This is a genomic window from Anoxybacillus sp. (assembly GCF_036834105.1).
Taxonomy (GTDB): domain Bacteria; phylum Bacillota; class Bacilli; order Bacillales; family Anoxybacillaceae; genus Anoxybacillus.
Map to the genome: position 1 here is coordinate 1 of NZ_DAITON010000036.1, position 17449 is coordinate 17449.

At 41.5% G+C, this 17449-nt stretch carries 17 protein-coding genes and 2 pseudogenes; 11 read left to right on the forward strand and 8 right to left on the reverse strand.

Annotated elements, in window-relative coordinates; all coding sequences use genetic code 11:
• The 8 genes and pseudogenes from V7Z64_RS05550 to qoxD form a co-directional block, all read left to right on the forward strand.
• A pseudogene (locus tag V7Z64_RS05550) lies at positions 1-197 on the forward strand (AMP-binding protein); the annotation flags it as partial.
• Entirely contained in the window at positions 194-472 is a 279-nt protein-coding gene (gene asbD, locus V7Z64_RS05555) for a petrobactin biosynthesis protein AsbD (protein WP_297991134.1), read from the forward strand. The pseudogene V7Z64_RS05550 and the gene asbD, both read left to right, overlap by 4 nt.
• On the forward strand, positions 465-1448 hold the full coding sequence (locus tag V7Z64_RS05560) for a DUF6005 family protein (RefSeq protein ID WP_297991135.1): 984 nt from the start codon (positions 465-467) through the stop codon (positions 1446-1448). The genes asbD and V7Z64_RS05560 overlap by 8 nt, the downstream gene beginning before the upstream one ends.
• Positions 1445-2305: a sugar phosphate isomerase/epimerase family protein gene (locus tag V7Z64_RS05565; RefSeq protein ID WP_297991136.1), complete on the forward strand. Its 861-nt coding sequence runs from the start codon at positions 1445-1447 to the stop codon at positions 2303-2305. Before V7Z64_RS05560 ends, V7Z64_RS05565 begins: the two co-directional genes overlap by 4 nt.
• 613 nt (positions 2306-2918) lie before the next feature.
• The gene (qoxA, locus tag V7Z64_RS05570) at positions 2919-3893 is read left to right on the forward strand and encodes a cytochrome aa3 quinol oxidase subunit II (protein ID WP_297991137.1); all 975 of its coding nucleotides are present in this window, start codon (positions 2919-2921) and stop codon (positions 3891-3893) included.
• Entirely contained in the window at positions 3883-5859 is a 1977-nt protein-coding gene (qoxB, locus tag V7Z64_RS05575) for a cytochrome aa3 quinol oxidase subunit I (protein WP_297991138.1), read from the forward strand. The genes qoxA and qoxB overlap by 11 nt, the downstream gene beginning before the upstream one ends.
• Positions 5849-6454, forward strand: coding sequence for a cytochrome aa3 quinol oxidase subunit III (qoxC, locus tag V7Z64_RS05580; RefSeq protein WP_297991140.1), 606 nt, complete (start codon positions 5849-5851; stop codon positions 6452-6454). Before qoxB ends, qoxC begins: the two co-directional genes overlap by 11 nt.
• Complete coding sequence (gene qoxD / locus V7Z64_RS05585; protein ID WP_297991141.1) at positions 6455-6754, forward strand: cytochrome aa3 quinol oxidase subunit IV; 300 nt, start codon at positions 6455-6457, stop codon at positions 6752-6754.
• A gap of 15 nt (positions 6755-6769) precedes the next feature.
• On the opposite strand, the gene pstA is transcribed toward qoxD, so the two are convergent.
• The 4 genes from pstA to V7Z64_RS05605 are packed head-to-tail and all read right to left on the reverse strand — an operon-like array spanning position 6770 to position 11278.
• Entirely contained in the window at positions 6770-7681 is a 912-nt protein-coding gene (gene pstA / locus V7Z64_RS05590) for a phosphate ABC transporter permease PstA (RefSeq protein WP_442885046.1), read from the reverse strand.
• Between the two features lie 3 nt (positions 7682-7684).
• Positions 7685-8605: a phosphate ABC transporter permease subunit PstC gene (gene pstC, locus V7Z64_RS05595; RefSeq protein ID WP_297991143.1), complete on the reverse strand. Its 921-nt coding sequence runs from the start codon at positions 8603-8605 to the stop codon at positions 7685-7687.
• Positions 8606-8665: 60 nt separating this feature from the next.
• Complete coding sequence (locus V7Z64_RS05600) at positions 8666-9532, reverse strand: phosphate ABC transporter substrate-binding protein (protein WP_297991145.1); 867 nt, start codon at positions 9530-9532, stop codon at positions 8666-8668.
• 15 nt (positions 9533-9547) lie between these two features.
• On the reverse strand, positions 9548-11278 hold the full coding sequence (locus V7Z64_RS05605; protein ID WP_297991147.1) for a stalk domain-containing protein: 1731 nt from the start codon (positions 11276-11278) through the stop codon (positions 9548-9550).
• A gap of 199 nt (positions 11279-11477) precedes the next feature.
• On the opposite strand from V7Z64_RS05605, the gene V7Z64_RS05610 reads away from it, so the two are divergent.
• Positions 11478-12986: an HD-GYP domain-containing protein gene (locus tag V7Z64_RS05610; protein ID WP_297991149.1), complete on the forward strand. Its 1509-nt coding sequence runs from the start codon at positions 11478-11480 to the stop codon at positions 12984-12986.
• Positions 12987-13054: 68 nt separating this feature from the next.
• Complete coding sequence (locus tag V7Z64_RS05615) at positions 13055-13735, forward strand: hypothetical protein (protein WP_297991151.1); 681 nt, start codon at positions 13055-13057, stop codon at positions 13733-13735.
• A 37-nt stretch (positions 13736-13772) separates the two neighbouring features.
• On the opposite strand, the gene V7Z64_RS05620 is transcribed toward V7Z64_RS05615, so the two are convergent.
• The 4 genes from V7Z64_RS05620 to V7Z64_RS05635 all read right to left on the reverse strand — a co-directional run bounded on the left by V7Z64_RS05620 (position 13773) and on the right by V7Z64_RS05635 (position 17007).
• Positions 13773-14405, reverse strand: a complete 633-nt coding sequence (locus V7Z64_RS05620) for a PspA/IM30 family protein (protein WP_297991153.1) — start codon at positions 14403-14405, stop codon at positions 13773-13775.
• Position 14406: 1 nt separating this feature from the next.
• Positions 14407-14898, reverse strand: a complete 492-nt coding sequence (locus tag V7Z64_RS05625) for a hypothetical protein (RefSeq protein WP_297991155.1) — start codon at positions 14896-14898, stop codon at positions 14407-14409.
• A 77-nt stretch (positions 14899-14975) separates the two neighbouring features.
• Positions 14976-16346, reverse strand: a complete 1371-nt coding sequence (locus V7Z64_RS05630; RefSeq protein ID WP_297991156.1) for a sensor histidine kinase — start codon at positions 16344-16346, stop codon at positions 14976-14978.
• Positions 16336-17007 carry a response regulator transcription factor gene (locus V7Z64_RS05635; RefSeq protein ID WP_297991157.1) on the reverse strand — a complete coding sequence of 224 codons (672 nt, stop codon included), beginning with the start codon at positions 17005-17007 and terminating at the stop codon, positions 16336-16338. Before V7Z64_RS05635 ends, V7Z64_RS05630 begins: the two co-directional genes overlap by 11 nt.
• 200 nt (positions 17008-17207) lie before the next feature.
• Between V7Z64_RS05635 and V7Z64_RS05640 the strand changes: the two are divergent.
• Positions 17208-17449: pseudogene (locus V7Z64_RS05640) on the forward strand (arsenic resistance protein); the annotation flags it as partial.

A 17449-nucleotide genomic window follows, 5' to 3' on the forward strand; every position in this document is an offset into this window, starting at 1 on the left:
TAGATTTATATGCGGGGGAGCGTGTGTGCGCCCTCTTTACATCCTATAGCCCCATTAGCGAGATGGAATTAAGAAAATGGTGCCAAGCGAGATTGGCCCCCTATCAAATTCCGGTCGAATTGAAGGAAGTAATCGATATTCCAAAGCTCGCAAACGGCAAAGTGAATCGAAAGATGTTAAGCGAGGTGCACGTATGAGAAAAGATGAAATAGTTCGCGCCATTTATTGCATACTAAAGGACAGAATGAACATCGCCACTTTATCATCTTTCGGCGAAGCAGCCCGATTAAATGAGGATCTTTGTTTAGATTCCGTCATGGTGCTGCAATTGATTCTCCATTTGGAGTTGGATTTAGGAATCGAAATTCCAGATGATATCTTAAAACCAAACGATTTTCATACAGTAGCTAGTCTTGCTAGTTTTTTAGAACGGCTGCAAAACGAGAAGGCAATGGAGGAAGCGCATGATTAAAGTACATTGTTTTGTAAGTTGTGTCTGTGAAGTGATAAAAAAAACGGAAGGAGTCGACCATCGCCCTTATTATTTTGGGGTATGGGATGCCGATTTTGACATACTGGAAAGCTATGTATTAACTTATCATTCTAATAATATTGATCATGCTTTTTTTACGCAATGGTACGAAATGTTATACGGAATTAAAATTCACAAATGGTACGATGAGAGTAGTTCGAAAGAGAAGAATGTGGAAACATTGTTGCGGCTTCTCGAACATAAGCCACCGCACCGCTATGTTATGGTGATGCTAGATTTATCGTTACTGCCAGAAAGGGAAAATAAGTTTCATCAGCGTCCGTTTCCGCATTATGTCATGATAGAAACGACCGATGATGAAAAGGAATGGTGGATGTATGACCCAGATTTTCGTTGGGAAGGAATATTGCCTAAAGAACGTATTTTGGCTGCTGTGAGAGAGCTGTCTGTCGGAGGGGGATATTATTTTGATGCAAAAGGCATTATTCCCCCGTCAAACGAAACGATTCAAGCATATTTCAATACATGCTTGAAACTTCATGAAAATCCGATGACAGCTGCGGTCAGAAAAATTGTCGAAGCTTATGCGATAGGGAATGAAAAAGAGCGTCTATCTGAATTGACAGTTGGCTTAAAACAGTTACCGGTATTAGCAATAAGAAAATATGCCTATGAACACGCTTTTGCGTACTTTTCCGAGCAACTTGCCAGAAGCACAGAAGAATTTGAAGCGTGGTGCGATGAAATCGAGTTGCTTGTAAAAGGATACACAACGATTCAATATAGGGCGATGAAACTGGCTATGACGAAAGACTTAAGTTTATTGAGTTTTATTTTCCGAAAGTTGGACGAACAAGACGAGAGAGAGTTCAAAATTAAGCGAGGCCTTTTTGAATATTTTCAAGCATGGCGCGATCGAGTTTCGTGCTTCGCTGAAGGGGGATTCGGTTCATGAATGTATCGTTTTGCACAATATCTTTTCGTCACCATTTATGTTCGATTTTCGATTTAGCAAAGTGGGGAAAAGAGAACCGCTTTAAAGGGATAGAACTTTGGGGGATTCATGCAGAATACTTAGCGGCCGATCCTTCTTTTGATTTTGATTTTTTTCAATCTTTTGGGCTAAGGATCAGCATGATTAGTAGCTATATTCCGTTACAAGCGGCTCGTTGCGAACTTGAAGAAACGATTCAGGTCTTAACGAAGCTTTGCCAACGATTTAACACAAAAAAGCTTCGCATTTTCGCAGGACAAAAAGGAAGCATGCATACGGACGAACAGGAGCGCCGAGAAATCGCAGCGAGCATCCGCATGCTTGCTCAATATGTTCACGAGCGCGGGATCGAGTTGCTCGTTGAAACACATCCGCACACATTAGCAGACAACGTTCCGTCAACGATTCGACTAATCGAGGAAGTAAACCATCCCGCACTCAAAATTAACTTCGACGTTCTACATGTATGGGAATCGGGGGCTGATCCGATCGAAGCCATTTGGAAGCTTCGCCCAGTTATCGCTCATTTTCATCTGAAAAATGTGGCGTCAAAAGACCGATTGCCCGTTTTTGAACCAGCTAACGTATATGCGCCAACAGGTACAAGAAAAGGAATGGTTCCTCTTTTTGAAGGAGTCATTAACTATGGGCGCATCTTGTCTGAGTTGATCACGTTTCCGAAAGATATCGACGCATCGCTTGAATGGTTTGGTTCCAACGTTAAAGAGGTGCTCGAATCGGACAGTCAGCAAATAAGTCAAGAACTCGAAAGATTAAGGATGTGGGATGTAGCGACGTGTGAAGGAGTTCTGTTCTAGCCCTTCTTTTGATCTTTGATGTGATTATAAAAACGTAGCATATTATTGGTATTAAGTATTGTAATTTTATGTACTTTATTACTACTACATGGTACTTAACTTATCATCGGATTTGCTTCTAAGTATTGTGATTGATCTTGTAAGAAGAAAATAAGTTTTGAAGGAATAACGCATTGTAGGAGAAAATGTATGTATTCTTAGAAGGGAAATGTTATCCCGACTTAAACACTTTGGTTTGAAAGGTATGAGGAATGGGTAGTTCACGGAGTTGAAAGATCATTTTTGAACAAATTTCGAAAAAAATTTAACGAAAATGTGACAAAGTATTAAACGAACAACCTATTTTTCTTTCCGTTTCCATGTATTATATAAAAAATAATGCTTTTCTCGCTCGTTTTTTCGGGTTGAGAAAAGTTTTTTTATTTTTGTCAATACATTTGCTTTTTGTTTTCCCTTTGATGCAGTTTCTTCCTTACTTTTTTCGTCACAATTATTTTGACAATACATGTTAAAATCATTTCAACAGTGTTAATACGACAAAGTTAATAAATGTCGCTCGTTTTGTATTGACTTCCTTGTTCAATGAATCACAATTTTGTTGAGGTGAAGAAAGGTGAAGCGTTTATTTGTCTTCTTAATTGCGGGACTGCTTCCGCTTCTTGGGGGCTGTGAGATGGTTGTTTTTCAGCCACAAGGGCCAGCTGCCCGCAGCATTATGGAGCTCATTCATTGGTCGATTTGGTGGATGCTTCTCGTTGTTGTCGTTGTATTTGCCTTGTTTGCTTATATCGTGTGGAAATATCGAGATCGACCTGAGCGTCAAGGGGAGGAGCCTCCTGAGGAGCATGGGAATGTGGTGCTTGAAATTGTATGGACAGTTATTCCGATTCTTATCGTTATTGCGTTGACGATTCCGACTGTGAGAACGTTATATGATTTAGAAAAGCCACCGAAAGGGTATGAAGATCAAGAGCCGCTCGTTATTCACGTAACATCAGCGGATTGGAAATGGATTTTTAGCTACCCTGAGCAAAATATCGAAACAGTAAACTACGTCAATATTCCAGCAGGTCGCCTTGTGCTATTTAAAATGACTTCCGCATCGACTATGCAGTCATTTTGGGTGCCTGCGTTAGCGGGACAAAAATATACGATGAACAAAATGGAGACGGAATTGTACGTTGTTGCGGAACGTCCTGGTTCGTACGAAGGAAGAAATACAAACTTTAACGGACGAGGGTATGCGCATATGCAATTTGAAGTGTTAGCACAAACGCCAAAAGAGTTTGAGAAATGGGTGCAAGAAGTGAAACAAACGGCACCGACATTAACAAAAGAAAAATATGAAGAGTTGTTACGGCCGACACATTTAGGACGATTAACGTTTGTTGATACACACTTACAATGGGTCGATCATGCCGATCCACACTCCAAGACATACACACACCCAGAGTTGTATCGTGGGCATGGATATCAAGGGAAAATTTTTTATGAAGATGATCAACATAGAAGTTCATCGACTATTTGTAACGAAGATGAACAACAAGCTTTAGAGCGTAATAGCGGAGGTGAACATCGTGGGCATTAAGTGGAATGAAATATTCGTTGGGGGAGACCCGCTTCTTGTCGGTTCACAAATTGCAATTGTATTGACAGTTGTGGCGATTGTTGTTGGCTTGACGTACTTTAAAAAATGGGGTTGGCTATGGCGTGAATGGCTAACGACAGTAGATCATAAAAAAATTGGGATTATGTACATTGTATCAGGTGTACTCATGTTTTTCCGCGGTGGTATAGATGGATTGTTAATGAAGGCGCAAACGGCGCGCCCAGAAATGGGCTTTTTGGATGCCCAACATTACAATGAAATTTTTACAACCCATGGCGTCATTATGATTTTATTTATGGCGATGCCGTTTTTGATCGGTTTAATGAACGTTGTCATCCCGCTGCAAATTGGGGCGCGCGATGTTGCCTTTCCGCAGTTAAACGCGCTTAGCTTTTGGTTGTTTTTCAGCGGCGCGATGCTGTTCAACATTTCGTTCGTTGTCGGCGGTTCGCCGGATGCAGGATGGACATCATATTTCCCGCTTGCAGGGAAGGAATTTAGTCCGGGAATCGGAAATAACTACTATGCTATCGCCTTACAAATTGCAGGTCTTGGTACGTTAATGACGGGGATTAACTTTATTGTTACAATTTTAAAAATGCGTGCGCCGGGCATGACATTAATGAAAATGCCGATGTTTACGTGGACGACATTGATTACGTCGATCATTATCGTAGCGGCTTTTCCAATTTTCACAGTCGCTTTAGCATTAATGACGTTTGACCGTTTATACGGCACGCATTTCTTTACACTTTCTTCCGGCGGTAGCGACATGCTTTGGGCAAACTTGTTCTGGCTTTGGGGACATCCTGAAGTGTATATCGTCATTTTGCCTGCGTTTGGAATTTTCTCAGAAGTCATTGCGACGTTTTCACGTAAAACGTTATATGGATATACGTCGATGGTTATTTCCATCGTTGGTATTGCGTTTTTAAGTATGATCGTATGGGTACACCATTTTTACACGATGGATGCTGGCCCTGCGGTAAACTCGTTTTTCTCTATTACAACGATGTTAATTGCAGTTCCAACGGGGGTGAAAATTTTCAACTGGTTGTTTACGATGCGAAAAGGCCGCATTCAATTTACAACGGCGATGTTATGGGCGCTTGCTTTCGTACCAAATTTCGTCATCGGTGGAGTGACAGGGGTCATGCTGGCGATGGCGGCGGCCGACTATCAATATCATAATACGTTATTTTTAGTGGCTCACTTCCATTACGTGTTAATTCCAGGCGTCGTGTTTGCTGTATTTGCAGGGTTGTATTATTGGTGGCCGAAAATGTTCGGTTTTATGTTAAATGAAAAGCTTGGAAAATATCATTTTTGGTTGTTCACGATCGGATTTAACGTAACGTTTATGCCAATGTTTTTCCTTGGTTTAAAAGGAGCCGTCCGTCGTGCTTATACGTACTCAGCCGAGTCAGGCTTTGCGCCGCTGTTCCTCGTTTCTGCGATCGGTTCAATCATTTTAGCGATCGGTTTTGCGGTATTTTGTTATAACATTTATTGGAGCTTCCGTTATGCGAAACGAAATGTTTCCCATGATCCGTGGGATGCGCGTACGCTCGAGTGGATGACAGCATCACCAGTGCAGTTTTATAACTTTGCGGTCGTCCCAGAGGTGAAACAGTTAGACGCGTTTTGGCATATGAAAAAGCGCGGTGAAACGCTCGCACTAAAAGAAAGCGACATAAAGAAAATTCATATGCCGAGCAACTCAGGACTCCCATTTTATATGGCCGTCGTATTCGGAGTGGTAGGTTTCTTCCTCGTTTTTGAGGCGCACATTGCCGCCGCTGTAGCAGCGATTGGCATTGTTGTTGGGCTTATTGTTCGTTCCTTTGACTATGACGACGGGTATTATGTAAGCGTCGATGAAATTAAACAAACAGAGCGCACGTGGAGAAATGTAGAAGGGGGGACGGAAAACCATGTCGGCTAACGTCAATCATTCGCTTCCGCTCGAATATCAGACGGAACAAAACCGTCTCAACATTTTAGGATTTTGGATTTTCCTTGGCGCAGAAATTGTATTATTTGCGACGTTGTTTGCTGTATATGGTGTGTTAGGTCACCGCTATGCCGGTGGCCCGACGCCGAGCGATATTTTTAAACTAAACGATGTGCTGATCGAAACGTTGTTGTTGTTGACAAGTAGTTTTACATGTGGCTTAGCTGTCTTTTTCATGCGCCAACGCGATATGAAAAAGATGCTTACTTGGTTTGTCATTACCCTTTTATTAGGGGCAGGATTTTTATTTATGGAAATTCGTGAGTTTATTCATTACGTGCATGAAGGAGCAACGATGCAAACGAGCGCGTTTTTATCAAGCTTCTTCGTTTTGCTTGGCACGCATGGGGCGCACGTTACATTCGGGATTATTTGGGCGATTATGCTTATCATTCAATTGCTCCAACGGGGGTTGACGCCAGTTACGGCGAGAAAAATGTTTATTATTAGCTTATATTGGCATTTCCTTGATGTCGTTTGGATCTTTATTTTTACGTTCGTCTATTTAAAAGGGATGGTGGCGTAAATGGAACATAAAAGTAAATATCCCGTTAGTCATGTTGTTGGATTTTTGTTTTCGCTAGTTTTAACGTTTGTCGCCGTATTTGTTGCGTTGAAAATGAACGTATCTTATACAATTGTGATGTGGATCATTGGCTCACTCGCGGTTATTCAGGCGGGACTTCAACTATTTATGTTTATGCACGTAACGGAAGGTGAAGACGGAAAAACGAACGTCATTAACATGGCATATGCAGCGTTTGTGGCGATCGTCATTGTCGCAGGCTCCATTTGGGTGTTAACATCTGGTCATGCGGCGCACTAAAATAAGACCCCTCGCTTAACTTTGGCGAGGGGTTGTTTTTAATTTTGTTACGAGCGTTTGTATCCATATTGGCAGACGAACTGTAAAGCTGATGATAAGAACGATAAGAACGAGAATGGCTGCTGATTTCTCCGCAATTTCTTTTGCGTCTGGGACGAGCGCTTCCGATTGTACATACCATAAATGAACAGGAAGCGTTCCACCTTGCGATAATAAGTTAAAATCCCACATAAATCCGGATGTTGATGTTCCGCCTGCTAAAATAATGATAGCAGATTCCCCAAACGCGCGACACGCGACGAGGCTAATGCCGGTCAAAATACCGTTTAATGCAGCGGGCAGTACAACTTTCAACACCGTCTGTGATTTCGTCGCTCCGAGGGCGAGCGATGCTTCGCGAATGTCTTTCGGTACCGCTTGAATAGCTTCTTCGGTAACGCGGGCGAGTACAGGTAAGTTTAATAACGCAAGTGTGATCGCAGCACCGATAATCGTTAAGCCGATCCCGACATATTCAACAAACAGGACGTATCCGAACAAACCGAAAACGATGGAAGGAACGGACGCTAACCCTTCAATACATGTGCGCACGAATTCCGTAAAACGATTGTTCGGTGCATATTCTGCTAGAAAAATACCAGCCCCGATGCCAATAGGTAAAGATAAGAGTAAAGATAAAATAAGGACGTAAAAAGAGTTGAATAAAAATGGACCGATTCCGCCGCCAGCTTCTAATTCATCAGGTAATTTAAACAAGAAGTCCATCGATAGTTTTGGTAAACCTTTTCCTAAAATTGCATATAGTAGTGCGATAATGAACAGAAACGTCGTTGCGGTAACGATGGTAACAAAAATATGAAACAAGCGATTCGTATACATAGCGCTTGTGATCGTTTTACGATGGTGATGAAACAGCGAATCTTTCATTTGTTACTCTCCTTTTGGACGAAGTTTGCGAATAATAACGATCAAAACGAGCGAAATAAACAATAACAAAAATGCCATCATGTAAAGGGCGTAGTTCCATGTAGAATGGAATTGTACGTTAATAATTTGCATGACGATATTACTTGTTAAAACAGATGTTGGAGTGATTAAGTCCCAACCGAATTGCGCCGTATTGCCAATGACCATAACGACAGCCATCGTTTCTCCGATTGCTCGCGTCATGCCTAAGATGATCGCTGTTAAAATGCCTGAGCGAGCGGCAGGAAGGACGATGCGAGAAATGACTTGTAACTTTGTGCTCCCGAGGGCATAACCAGCTTCACGTAAATAGTTCGGAACGGCACAAATGGCATCGTCAGAAATACGAGTAATCGTTGGCAAAATCATTAACGTTAACACAAGGGCAGCAGCTAAAAATCCGTCTCCTACGAGCGCCCCGGTTTTTTCGCGAATGAAAGGCAATAAAATAGTTAAACCTAAGTAACCGTACACGATAGATGGAATACCAACGAGCAAGTCGAGCATAGGACGCATCACATTTTTTAGCCAATTTGGTGCGATTTCCGCAATAAAAATAGCAACAGCTAACGCAATAGGAGTAGAAATGAGCAGTGTTAAAAAAGTTAAATATAGCGTGCCGGCAATAAATACGGCAGCCCCATATTTTTCTTCATACGGTTCCCATGTAGCAGAGAAAAAGAACTCTTTCCACGATACGTCTTTAAATACGAGAAACCCGGTTTGACTAATGAAAATGACGATTGAAAACAGAGCGATGCCGAGAAATAATGCGCTAAATAAACAAACGTAGCGAAAGAGCCTATTTTTCATATATTTCATCGACCAGTGTTTTTGCTTTTGTTGTTCGTGTTGCGCACGAACTTCTGATGCAGGCAGTGCCATGTCAGTTGCCTCCTTCGGATCTATATAAAAGAAGCCCCCTCATAAAAGGAGGCTAAATCATCATTTTTTCATCGCTGTAATTGGAATAAATTTTAATTTTTTTAACGAGCCTTGTTGGAACTTTTTACTTTGAATATATTGGATAAATGCTTTGTTCGCTCCGGTAGCTTCCCCTTTTGTTAATAAGTATCCGTATCCCCAAACAGGGTATTTTCCGCTCGTTACGTTTTGAACCGTTGGCTCGATACCGTTGTACGCTACCGCTTTAATATCTCCTTTAATGTAAGCAAGGTCTGTGTAACCGATCGCATTCGGAGTTGTAGCAACCGCTTGAATCATGTTACCGTTTGACTGAACTTCTTTGTAGTTTTCCCCTTTTGTCATAAATGCTGAACCTTTTAAAGCTTTCATTTGATAGTTAACGCGTGTTCCAGATCCGTGTACGCGGTTGATGACGATAATCGGCTCATCTTTTCCGCCAACTTCTTTCCAGTTTGTAATTTTACCAGCGAAAATATCTTGCAGTTGTTTTGTCGTTAAGTTTTTCACTGGGTTGCTTTTATGAACGATCGTTGCAAAAGGAATGACCGCGATCGGATAAGCTTTCAAGCCGTTAAATGCGTTAAATCCAGGTACTGGCTTTGTCGCGTCCCAGTCACAAGCCCCGATTGTTGCCGATCCTTTAGAGACGGATTGCGGACCAACGATAGATGCTGTACCTGAAACAGAGATTGATACTTTCGGATTCGCTTTTTTAAATTCTTTCGCTGCTTGTTGCGTTAACGGAAGCAATGCGGACGAGCCAGCTACGACAACTTTCCCCTTTACTTGTGCTGCTTCTGCTTTTTCTGTTACGCCGAGAGAAGAACCGAGTAATAAAGCGGACGATAATGCGATAAAAGATAATTTTTTAAACAATGATTTCACTTTTTCCACCTCTTTTTATTTTGTTATGTCGATGAGTTTGTTATTTATTAAGACAGCGACCTTTTCTCCTTCATCTGTTGGAATGGTGAGTGCTATTTCGTTGCTGAATGGAGAAGGAGCAATCGCTGTAATTACTGTTTTTGTGTTGAATATGCGTGTCCACTGTGCTTGTGGCGCTGTAGCACGGTAGATCGAATACGATCCGTTTTTCTCTTCTACTAACGCAAACACGATATTTCCTTTTGTGGCGACGTAAGTAATATTCATCGTTGTTGCCATGTTTTGCTCTTGTCCACCAACAATCGCTTTTAATGCAGGGAGCGCGCTTTCATCGTCTGGGTTTGCGCTCAAATAGACGATCGTATCGCTAGCGAAAAAGGAAAATGTTTTGTTATTTGTATCTGCCGTCACAGCTGTTGGTGTTTTTTGCTGTGATGTCAAATCAACGACATATAGCTGCGGTTCCGTGCCCGTTGTATCGATTGTGTCGATTTCTGTTTTCGATTCATCCGTATAGTTTGCTTTCGCTTCCTTTGCAGCTGTATACATCAGCTTTGTACCATCCGCTGATAGACGAAGATCAGATTTGTATTTTACTTTATCATCAACAATTTTTGTCATTTCGCCAGTTTGCACGTTCATTGCTGCGATGACGTCGCTGTTACTTCCTTTGAAAAAGTAAATGGATGATCCGTCTGGCGCCCATGTTAACTCGACTTTTACATCGTCATCCGTACCGAGTGCAGTTGCTTTTTTTGTAGCTAAATCAACAATAAATAATTGACCGTTATCATCGACATATGCGCCTTTTTTCTTATCAGGAGATAAAGAGAGATCTCCGCTTGCAATAGTTGCTATCACTTTGCGAGAAGGGATGTGAACAACTTTTGATACAGGCTCATCGTTTTCATTTGTAACGATGACGTATTCATTGCTTAACCATTGTGGGTTAAAGTTTAAACCTTTTAAAAAGCCGTTCGTTGCAATAAATAAAGTAGTGCCTTTTTCGATTTCTCCGCCTAACTTCGTCACTGTGCCATGTAAGTCAGCATAAAAGTTTCCGTTTACTTTGACGACAGAAGACCCTGGCTGATGAAGGAGAAAAGTAGCTTTCTTTCCTTTTCCGCTTAATGTGATCGTTTTTGTTTTTCCATCGACATTCATTGCTACGCCAACCGCTTTCGCGAGATCGGACAGAGAATAAAGCGTTTTTTGACCGACTGTGATGGCATGTAACTGGGTTGTTTGTCCGTCGATTGAAACAGCTGTTTTGGTTGCTTTCACGCTTCCGTTTGTAGAAAGAAGGATAGGGCTGGCATTTGTTTGCAACTGCCCGCCGAACGCCTGAACAACGGCTACAGCTGGGACGTATAAGACGTTGTTTATCAATTTAGGTGCGACGTTCATTGTTACCTTTTTTCCGTTTATTACAGCAACTTTGTCGTCTACCTTAACTTGAACAACTGTCCCTTTCTTCGTCATCTTATACGTTTTCGTTTTTTTGTCGTAAGAATATGTAGTTCCTAGCAGTTTAGAAAGCTCAGGAGCGGATACAATCCAGTTCCCACCCGAAACCGTCGTGGCAGAAATAGACATCACGTTTCCGTTTACATTCCAATTTGTTTTTTGAACAGCTTGTTTTTGGACGGCTTTTGCTTCGACGCTCCATTTTGTCGCTGGAATAAGTGGTGAAGCGAGAACAGCTGATGCGATCAGCGTATGTGCGAGCACTTTCTTAACGGACATGTTTTTCCCTCCTACGTTTATGTATCAACAAAAGTAATTATAGGGGGGAAATGTTAATGTAGTTTAATTGTTTTGTATAATTTGTAAATATTATGTTTGATTTTTTAGAATTTTTATAAATGGTATGTTAAGAAAGGATCGTCTCGTATTTTCTATCATTCTTGCTATAATAGAAAAAGAACAGGGAGGAGGGACGGGTGTGCGTACGTATGAAGAAACGTTGAAGAAGTTGTTTGTTAATTACACCATTGGTTCGATTTTGGCTGTAATCGGTGTTGGTAGCACGTTAATGGTGATGGCTCTAAACATTCGGCAAGTAGATTTGCTTATGTTATTGCTCATTCAATTTTTTTCGTTTTGTATCATGCTGTTTATTGAATATCGCGCCTTTCAAAAAGATATTGCTCCTATTCGCCGCATGTTTTATGAGACGAAGGTAGGGGAAGAACAGTTTTATTGGGCGCTTGTCCAAGCAAAGCGTTTTCCATTGCTGACAGTAAGACGGATCGCTCTTCCGCACTTTTTAGGACTTTCCGTTCCAGCTGTTGCACTGACCGTTTCACTTATTTGGATCGACGTGCTTCGCATTCCATATATGTACGTTGTTTATGCTCTATTCGGCGCGTTGTTGATTGCAATGCTCCATGCTATGATTGAGTTTTTTTTAACGTTGCGCACGATGCGCCCGCTCATTCATGAGATGATGCAAATCGGAAGGGAGAACGGGTTCGATGAGGCCATTCGAGCGACAAATGTCGTATATGTTCCAATGAGGATAAAAATTGGGATAAGTGTATTGTTCATCGGTGTTTTCCCTGTATTATTGTTTGTATTAGCGACAGAAGTAAAGCTGTTTGCGGAAGGAAAAAATACGTTTTCGGGTTATTGGACGTGGACGGTTGTCGTATTAGTTATTTCGATTATGTTTTCTTTATTTGCAGCGCGTGTTTTATCAGAAGATGTGGAGCGAAGCATTGAAGATTTGCTTCAATACATGAGCCGCGTACAAAGAAAAGAGTATGAACTCATGTGCGATAACGTATATACTGATGAATTTTCGCAACTAACGAACGGGTTTAATCATATGATTGATGCGATTGTGGAACGGAACGAGAAAAATAAGCAATTATTGAATAGTTTCATTTCGGTTATGACGACAGCGCTTGATGCGCGCGATGAGTACACGGCAGGTCATTCACAGCGCGTTGCCGTCTATGCTGTAGAAATTGGAAAGCGATTAGGAATGACAGTTGAACAGCTCGGCCGTTTATATCGTTCTGCTATTTTGCATGACATAGGTAAAATTGGTATTCCTGATCACATTTTATTAAAAGACGGGAAATTAACGGATGAAGAATTCGCATGGATTAAAAAACACCCGGTGCTCGGCGAAAACATCATTCGACAAGTGCAGCCAATTGAAGAAGTAGAGGATTTGCTTCCGGGTATTCGTTCCCATCATGAACGGTTAGACGGTAAAGGATATCCAGATGGATTAGAGGGGGAAAACATTCCGTTATTTGGTCGCATTATTGCGGTGGCTGATGCGTTTGATGCGATGACATCTGACCGCCCATATCGAAAAGGGATGAGCGTAGAAAAAGCAATATCCATTTTATTAGACGGTCGAGGAACACAATGGGATGCCCAAATGGTCGACTGTTTCATTGCGTTTTTGAAAGAAAGGGAACAAGAAAAAGTGAGCTAGATGCCGAAATGCAGGCATCTATTTTTTTGTGCAGGTGTTATACTAAAGAAAAAGGGGTGTGATGTTTTGTGAAACGATGGGTAATTTGTGCGATGGTCGTTTTGTTTGCAGGATGCGCCAATCAGACCGATGAGTTTAAGCAGTGGAAACAAACGGTTGAAACACAACAGACGACAATTGAGCAACTGCAAGAAAAAAATAAGCAGCTCCAACAAGAAAATGAGCAATTGAAACACGATCAAAAACAAGCGAATCCTTCTCTTTTGTCCGTTGCATTAGACGTTGTCGCCGCGTTAAAAAATAAAGATATGAATGCGCTCGCTTCTTATGTTCACTCAAATGGTGTGCGTTTTAGTCCATATGGACATGTCGACGTTCAAAACGATTTGCAGTTTTCCGTTTCCCAACTTTCTTCTCTTTTATCCTCGACGCAAGTGTATCAGTGGGGTGTATATGACGGTTCAGGTGACCCGATTCAGCTCACTTTTCAAGATTATTTTGATCGTTTCGTCTATGATGTAGACTTTGCGAATCCACATATGATTGGAAATAACGTCGTCGTTGGAACGGGGAATATGATTAACAATATTCAACAAGTATATTCGAACAGTTCATTCATTGAGTTTCACTTTACAGGTTTTGACCCGCAATATAACGGGATGGATTGGCGAAGTTTGCGCCTTGTTTTTGAACAAGAAAACGGTCAATGGAAGCTTGTTGGAATCATTCATGATGAATGGACGACATAAATGGGCAAAAGGTGTCCAAACGCGGACACCTTTTATATTATTCCTTTTTTAATTGTTTCAGTTGTTGCTCGACTTCCGCATCAAACGATTGAGGGGGAATCATTTGCATGACCGAGCGAGCTTTTGCTTCCGCTTCAAGAAACATCACTTTTTCCTCCATGCGCGCAAAGCCTTTGACGACATGATCATAACGGAAAGACGCGATCGATTCATCGATTTGCTTCATTGTCTCAGCAACATAAAAACGCGTCATTAACTGCATTTGTTTCACTTTCAGTTGCTCATATGTTTCGTATAGTTGTTTCACTTTTTCCGTTAAAACGGTTGTTTTTTCTTTCAATGTGTTGTATTGTTGCGTATATAGCTCTAATTTTTTTTCATAGGCGATTTTTTCTTGAAGAGCCATTTTTGCGATTGGCTCTTCATTTTTTTCAACAGCTAACTTTGCTTGGCGAGCCCGCTTTTCGATCATTTCATTCGCATCCGCGATAAGACGTTCGTACTTTTGCTCCAACATAAATTGTTGCGCGAGTGCTTGTTGCGCTTTTTCAATTTGCTCTTCTAGTTCACGAATGTATTGCTTTGTCATGCGAATCGGATCTTCGCACTTGTCGATCATATCATGCAAGTCTGCAAGGAAGACATGTTTGACGCGTTTTAAAATGCCCATATTACTTTTCCTCCTTTTGTATTGTTTTTTCCCATTCATCTAAAAAGCTGGCGTTTTGAATAGGTGAGACAAATGGTTCAAATTCAGGTGTCGGCTTCGTTTTGTCTCTTAGTAAAACGTACGCTGCAATGATCGCTAAGACGGCGAGCAACGCTTTTGGTAAAAGCGCGATGAGCCCAATCGCCATTAGCGCACCACCAATCCATTTACCAGCGCCTTTCGTTGCTTTCCAAATCACCCATCCGATGATGATGAGAGCGAGTTGAATGAGTAAAGATGCCCACCCAAACATCGGCATGCCGTGCGGTTGCATCATTCGCGGACCATGATGGCCGAATGCTCGATGGTGTTTCCCCATTTCCATCATATGTGCCCCTGGCATGCGTCCGCTCCAACCGATGTGCATCAAATAGGTGGCGATGTGCGCTAATATAGCGACAACGATCACCCCACCTAGTAGAAAGAAAATTGTCCGCTTTCTCAATTGTTCCACCTCCTTTGTAATTTACAGTTTGTATTGTACAAGCCAAAAGAGAAAATTAGGTGAAAAAGAAAAAAAACGTGCAACATTTATGCACGTTCATTAGGAAAAGTGATCGTGAATGTCGTTCCTTTTCCCACTTCGCTCTGTACTTGAATGTTCCCATCGTGTGCTTCGACAATCCATTTTGCGATGGAAAGTCCAAGTCCGTGCCCACCAATTTGACGCGTTCGTGCTTTATCTGCACGATAAAAACGATCAAAAATGCGAGGAAGGTGTTCAGGGGCAATGCCAATACCTGTGTCACTTACAGAAATTGTGACAACCTTCCGTTGTTTCGTTATATGTTGGGATAGCGAAAGGGAAACTGTCCCTCCATCCGGTGTGTATTTGATTGCATTATCAACCAAAATGTATAATAGTTGCGTGCATTTATCGGCGTCCCCCAAAAATTCAATTTGTTCATGAGCATGAAAATTAAGAGCAATCCGTTTTTTGCTTGCGAGTTCTTGTAACGATTGTAGCGTACGTTCCGCACATGCCCGCAAATCAAACGGTTTTTTTTCGACTTGTAGCTTTGCGTCGTCTGTTCGCGCCAAGGTAAGAAGGTCGTTGATGAGCTTTGTCATTCGTTTCGTTTCATCCCCTAGACGTTCGATCGTTTTTCGGCTAAATTCGTCAGATGTTAATGACGTATCCATTTTTAACGCTTCAACAGAAGAAAAAATGACGCTAAGCGGCGTGCGCAACTCATGGGAAGCATCTGCCACAAATTGACGTTGCCGATTGTAAGCATCTTGAATAGGGATGAGCGCTCGTTTGGACATAAAATAACTAAAAGCGACGGCTACTGCAATAAATAGCACCCCGAGCCCTAATAAAATGAATGTAGACCATTTCAGTAAACGAAACATGCTTGTCACATCCATACCGACATATAAAACACCGACGAGCTGCCGCTCAACAATGACCGGGCGAGCGACAGTTAATATTTTCAATGTGTCTGCACGGAAGCGTTTTAATTCATGGCGGTGATGGGGGACGTGAATCTCTACATATTTTAATTCGTTTTTTTCTGGCGTCCACGGTTGAAGGGTTGAAAGAAGGAGTGGACGCAATCCTTTATTTACTTCATCCCCCATCATTAATCGTCCACGTGTATCAATGACGTAAAAAAACAGTTGATCTTCGCTTAAAAAGATGACGTTTTGATCGGTAGGCCAGCCGATCAATGACTGTTCTGTCAACATATTTTGAATCGTTTGGCCTTCTTGTTCAGCAAGCGTACGAATACGTCGTTCTTGATCATTTGTAATAACCGTATGAATAAGGAAAGACACGACAGCAATAAAAATCGCTAAAAAAGCGATAAACATACCGCTATACGTTGCAGTTAATTGCCATTGTGTGCGACGAAACATGTCAAAATGGCTGAAAAAAGATCGAATGCTATTTTTCAATGGTATACCCCACCCCGCGCACGGTTTTAATGAGTTGTTGTTGTTCATCACCTATTTTTTTACGCAACAATTTAACGGTCGCATCAATTGTTTTCATCGATACATCGGCATCATAGCCCCAAATACGATCAAGAATCATGTCACGCGTTAACACGCGCCCTTTATTTTGCAGTAATAAATCAAGCAGTTGAAATTCACGAGGCGTTAATATAATTTGCTCTCCGCCTTTCGTCAATGTGTGACTTGTCCGATTTACTTCAAACGCTCCCCAGCGAATTATTTCTTCTTGAATCGGTGCAAACGTGCGCCGCGATAACGCTTTAAGTCGAGCCGTTAGCTCATCAATTTCAAACGGCTTCACTAAGTAATCGTCCGCTCCCGCTTCTAATCCTTCAACACGATCTTGGACGGCATCTTTCGCGGTTAACATTAAAATCGCCCCATGGTAACCGTTTTTCCTTAATCGTTTACATACGCTCACGCCATCGCCATTTGGCAACATCCAATCCAAAATGATGACATCATAAAACGAAGCAAGGGCATAATCGTAGGCATCTTCACCTTCTTGCACCCAATCGATTTGTTCGATCCCTTTTTTCTTCAATAAATGGACGATGAGTTCCCCTAAATATACATCATCTTCTGCGAGCAACACTTTCATCTTCATCACCTTTTTTCTTTCATCATATCAAATGTCGATGAAAAACGGGTGAAAACGTCATAAAAAACAGAGGGGAGGAAAAACTATATGTGAAAACGATAACAATATGACGAATTTGTGAAAAAGGTTGCAAAGTTTTTATATACCCCTTATAGTATATCTAGAAATACCTATATGGGTATATAAGAAAGGGGGATACGATGAAAAAATTATACTTTCTTCCTCAAAAATATTTACTCGTTAGCGTCCCGGCGACATTGTTGCTCGGATTTATCGTTGGAACGTTTGTCGATACGAGCTTTTTAAAGCCGACCATTTTATTTTCGACAATCGTGATGATTTATGCAACGATGGTTGGTTTTAAATGGAAGGAATTAACTCATTTAAAAGAAAAGAAAATATTGTTTGCGTCTCTCGTAATTAATTTTGCTATCATTCCACT